Genomic DNA, 4,824 nt, shown 5'->3' with positions numbered 1-4,824 from the left:
AAGGTCGGCCTGCGCCACGGCGTCCCGGTCGTCATCGTCGCCAACTCCTACATCCGCATCCCCGAACATCCGCTGGTCTCGCGCAAGATCGTCAGCGACGGGTTCGACGCCGCCGATGACTGGATCGCAGAACAGGCCGATGCCTTGTCGGTCGTCATCACGGCCGATATCCCGCTTGCCGACCGGGCGCTGAAGGCGGGCGCGAAAGTGCTCAGCCACATTGGCAAGCCGTTCACCCCGGACTCGATCGGCGGCGCGCTCGCCACCCGCGCCATCATGGCCGATCTGCGCGTCGGCGTGGCGGGCATAGGCGCTTCGGGGCCAGCGCCCTTTTCGAAGGCGGACCGCTCGCGCTTCCTCTCGGCGCTGGATACGGCCCTGGTGGCCGTCAAGAAAGCGGCAAGCTGAACGGTCCCTGCACACTTGCCCTTAACGGGGGCCGTGATATGGCCGCCAGATGAGCCAGATCACGCTTCACAAGGGGGATCTCCCCAAAGGCCTCGATTTCGGCCCCGTCGTCGCCGTCGATACCGAGGCCATGGGCCTCAATCCGAACCGGGACTATCTGACCCTCGTGCAGCTCTCGTCGGGGGATGGGACAGCGCATCTCGTGCAACTGACCCGGGATTTCGACTGCCCGAACCTCAAGGCACTGATGACCGACCCCCGGGTCGTGAAACTGTTCCACTTCGCGCGCTTTGATATCGCCATGATGCGCAAATGGATGGGCATTACCGTCTCGCCGATCTGGTGCACCAAGATCGCCTCGCGCCTCGCCCGCACTTATACCGACCGGCACGGCCTCAAGGATGTCGCCCGCGAGATCGCCGGGATCGACATGTCGAAGGCCCAGCAAAGCTCCGACTGGGGCGCCCCCGCGCTCACCGACGCGCAGATCCAGTATGCCGCCTCGGATGTGCTCTACCTGCACCAGATCAAGGCTGGCCTCGAAGCTATGCTGAGGCGCGAGGGCCGGATGGCGTTCGCTGAGGCCTGTTTCGGATTCCTGCCGGTGCGCGCCGAGCTCGACCTTGCCGGCTGGGGGGAAGAAGACATCTTCGCCCACTCGTAGTCTGCCCTGCCAGGCGCGCTTTCACTTCCCTCCTATCGCGGTTAAGGATCATGTCCTCGCAACGCGTGCAGGATCAGGCAAAGCCGCAACATGGAACCAGGCCTCCATCACGACCCCGCCACGCTCTGGGCGCCCCGGCGCCAGCTGACGCTGGCCCAGGCCCGCCGCCGGACGAACCGCGTGCGCTACCTGCGCTATGGCCTGGTGGCTCTGGCCGCCGTCGCGATCGGCCTTTTCGCCGGCTACATCTTCCGCAGCGCGCTCAGCCAGGATGCCCGCCCGCCGGCAGTGCTCGATGATGAAGCGGTGACCATGATCAATCCGCGCTTCACCGGCCGCGATTCCTCAGGTGATGTGTTCACGATCACTGCCGACGCTGCCCAGCGCCGCCGCGCGCAGGAGGGCGTCGTCGACCTCGTCAATCCGATCATGCGCGACAGCAAGGGCGCCGAGCTGAAGGCGCCGACCGGCCTCTATGACCGCGACAAGGGCGTGCTGGAACTCTACGAAGCCGTCAACATCACCGATAGCGGCGGGTATTCGTTCGTCAGCCGGGGCGCCCGGCTGGTCCTCGGAGAGGGCCGGGTGGAGGGATTGTCACCTCTTGAAGGCAAAGGGCCCCTTGGCGACATCCAGGCAGACTCGTATGAAATTCTCGACGGCGGCAACCGCATCGTCTTCCAGGGCAATGTGAAAACCGTAATCTATCCTCAACCGGCGCAAACGCCGGCAACGTCTGAAAGTGAGCAAGATGTCACTCCGTAAAGCTGCTGGCGCTGTTCTGGGACTTGCCCTTGCCGGGGTGATGCCGGCGCTGGCCCAGATCTCGTCCGAGGGGGGGCCGATCTACATAAATTCGGCGCGCACCGAGAGTATCCAGAACGAACGCAGGGTCGTGCTGATCGGGGATGTCGACATCCAGCAGGGCACCGCGCGCCTGCGCGCCAATACGGTGACCATCCGCTTCCTCGAGAACGCCTCCACCAGCCAGACCAATACCGTGGCCGGCGGGTTCGGGCAGGTTGAGACTATCGTCGCCGAAGGTAACGTTTATTACGTGACGCCGGAACTGAAGGCCAAGGGTGATCGCGGCATTTACGAACTCGCCACCGATACGATCACGATGACCGGGAACGTCGCTCTCATGCGGGAACGCGACGTCGCCGAGGGACAAACCCTGCGCATGGAGGTCAAGAACCGCCGCACGACGCTCGAAGGCGGCTCCGGCCGGACCCGGATGGTGATCGAACCATCGAGCCAGCCCGGCCAGAACGAGTGAATTTGACGGGAACGTTGAAAGCGATCTTAAACATGACCAGTTAAGGCTGGGGGAGGCCGGAAAACGGCCGTGGATGGATGGAACACGGGATGAATGAATCGTCCGAAGGCCTGGTCGTCAGCAATCTTGCCAAGTCATTTGGCAAGCGCCAGGTCGTGCGCGACGTGTCCCTTTCCCTTGCCCGCGGCGAAGTTGTCGGCCTGCTCGGACCCAACGGGGCCGGCAAGACCACCTGCTTCTACATGATCATGGGACTGATCGGGGCCGATTCCGGCGCGATCTCCATCGACGGCGAGGACGTCACCCGCCTGCCGATGTATCAGCGCGCCCGTCTGGGCGTCGGATACCTGCCCCAGGAGGCCTCGATCTTTCGGGGCATGAGTGTTGAAGAAAACGTCATGGCCGTTGCGGAGCTTGTCGAGAAAGACAGAGCCGCCTGCCAGGCACAGGTCGACAGCCTGCTCAGTGAACTGCACGTGGAACACCTGCGCAAGCAGCCGGCGACGTCCCTTTCGGGCGGCGAGCGGCGGCGTGTGGAGATTGCGCGTGCACTCGCATCGCGTCCGAGCTTCATGCTATTGGACGAACCGTTCACCGGCATCGACCCGCTCGCCATCTCCGACATTTCCGACCTTGTCCGCTTCCTCAAGCAGCGCGGCCTCGGCGTTCTCATCACGGACCACCAGGTTCGCGAGACGCTGCAGATCGTAGACCGGGCCTATGTGATGTATGATGGCGCTGTCCTTTTCAACGGCACGCCGGAAGACGTGCTCAAGAACGAAGACGTGCGCAGGGTCTATCTGGGTGAGCAGTTCGCCGCTTGATCTCAGGGGGCGCGGCTTATGGCCATGAAACATTCACTCGACATGCGCCAGGGCCAGTCCCTGGTGATGACGCCGCAACTCCAGCAGGCGATCAAACTTCTTCAATTGTCGAATCAGGAACTTGCCGAATTCGTCGAAGCCGAGCTTGAGCGCAATCCGCTGCTCGTGAAGGTCGAGGACGAAAGCGGCGCGCCGGAAGCAGGCGAGCCGGTCCGCCGCGAGGAACTTTCACTGGACGACCGCTCGGGGCAGGGCGAAGCGCGCGAGCAGCTCGATGCGCCGGGCGAGGATGTGTTCGAACCGGGCACCGGCTCTGACGCCGCCATGCCGGCAGATGCCTCCGGTCCCTCGGCGAAGACCGACTGGTCGACCGCCGGAAGCGGTCAGGCCTCGGAGGACTTTGATTATACCGCCAACCTCTCCACCAATGTGACGCTCGCCGAACACCTGCACATGCAGCTGAACTTTACCGGCCTGTCGGACGCAGACCGTCTGATCGCTGCGCGGCTGATCGACGAGACCGACGAGACCGGATACCTGCGCACACCGCTGGAGGATGTCGCAAAATCGCTCGGCGCTGACATTGCAAATGTTGAAGCTGTGCTCGGTGTCTGCCAGGACTTTGATCCGACCGGCGTGATGGCGCGTTCGGTGCCTGAATGCCTCGGCCTGCAGCTGAAAGACCGCGGCCGGCTTGATCCGGCGATGCAGGCAATGCTCGACAATCTCGCGCTCGTGGCCAGGCATGACCTTAAGCAGCTGATGGATCTGTGCGGCGTCGACAAGGCCGATATCCAGGACATGCTGCTGGAACTGCGCCAGCTGTCGCCGAAGCCCGGAGCGGGGTTCTCGAGCGACACGACCGTTGCGGTAGCGCCCGACGTATATGTCCGCGAGCTGCCGAATGGCATGTATGCCGTGGAACTCAATTCCCAGACGCTGCCGCGCGTGCTGATGGACAAGGCGTATTATGCAGAGGTCACGGCATTGCCGATGCGCGACAAGGAGAAGGAATTCATCTCCGAATGCGCGGCGTCTGCGACCTGGCTGATCAAGTCGCTCGACCAGCGTGCGCGCACGATCCTGAAAGTGGCCAGTGAGATTGTCCGCCAGCAGGACGGTTTTTTTGCGCACGGCGTGGCGCATCTGCGCCCGCTCAATCTCAAGCAGGTCGCCGATGCGATCGAGATGCACGAATCGACGGTCAGCCGCGTGACTTCGAACAAATACATGGCGACGCCGCGCGGACTGTTCGAGCTCAAATACTTCTTCTCCGCCTCAATCCCCGCGACCGGCGGCGGCGAGGCGCATTCGGCTGAAGCCGTCCGTTACCGGATCAAGCAGCTGATCGAGGATGAGCAGGCCGAAGATGTGCTGTCGGATGACCAGATCGTGGAAATCCTGACCGGTTTCGGTATCGACATCGCCCGCCGCACGGTGGCGAAATACCGCGAGAGCCTGCACATCCCGTCGAGCGTCCAGCGCCGCCGGATTGGCAAGGTGGGGTAGGGATTTCGTTTTACGCAGCAGGTCTGGCCGGACGCGCGCTCCGGAAGCGGTCGCAGCTGCATGATTCCAGTCCACCCTTTGAGAGCTCCCCGTCTTAGCGGGGATGGCCGCTGTGGCTCAGGCTTTCAGCTGGGCGACGA

6 protein-coding genes are annotated in these 4,824 nt (G+C 63.4%); all 6 read left to right on the top strand.

Annotated features, from left to right (window positions below; genetic code table 11):
• Nucleotides 1-408, top strand: a 408-nt coding sequence (locus tag WEA77_RS05565) for a DUF188 domain-containing protein (RefSeq protein ID WP_368066878.1), incomplete at its 5' end; no start/stop codon positions are given.
• A gap of 49 nt (nt 409-457) precedes the next feature.
• Complete coding sequence (locus WEA77_RS05560) at nt 458-1,072, top strand: ribonuclease D (RefSeq protein ID WP_368066877.1); 615 nt, start codon at nt 458-460, stop codon at nt 1,070-1,072.
• Between the two features lie 90 nt (nt 1,073-1,162).
• Complete coding sequence (locus tag WEA77_RS05555) at nt 1,163-1,837, top strand: hypothetical protein (RefSeq protein WP_368066876.1); 675 nt, start codon at nt 1,163-1,165, stop codon at nt 1,835-1,837.
• On the top strand, nt 1,824-2,351 hold the full coding sequence (locus WEA77_RS05550; RefSeq protein WP_368066875.1) for an LptA/OstA family protein: 528 nt from the start codon (nt 1,824-1,826) through the stop codon (nt 2,349-2,351). Before WEA77_RS05555 ends, WEA77_RS05550 begins: the two co-directional genes overlap by 14 nt.
• A gap of 89 nt (nt 2,352-2,440) precedes the next feature.
• Nucleotides 2,441-3,175 carry an LPS export ABC transporter ATP-binding protein gene (gene lptB, locus WEA77_RS05545; RefSeq protein ID WP_368066874.1) on the top strand — a complete coding sequence of 245 codons (735 nt, stop codon included), beginning with the start codon at nt 2,441-2,443 and terminating at the stop codon, nt 3,173-3,175.
• Between the two features lie 18 nt (nt 3,176-3,193).
• Nucleotides 3,194-4,684 (top strand): RNA polymerase factor sigma-54, encoded by a 1,491-nt coding sequence (rpoN, locus tag WEA77_RS05540; RefSeq protein ID WP_368066873.1) that lies wholly within the window; start codon nt 3,194-3,196, stop codon nt 4,682-4,684.
• Nucleotides 4,685-4,824 lie beyond the last annotated feature (140 nt).

The organism is Hyphomonas sp. (assembly GCF_040882205.1).
Taxonomy (GTDB): Bacteria; Pseudomonadota; Alphaproteobacteria; order Caulobacterales; family Hyphomonadaceae; genus Hyphomonas.
Note: the sequence above shows the minus strand (reverse complement) of the source record. Positions and strands in the feature narration are given on the sequence as shown.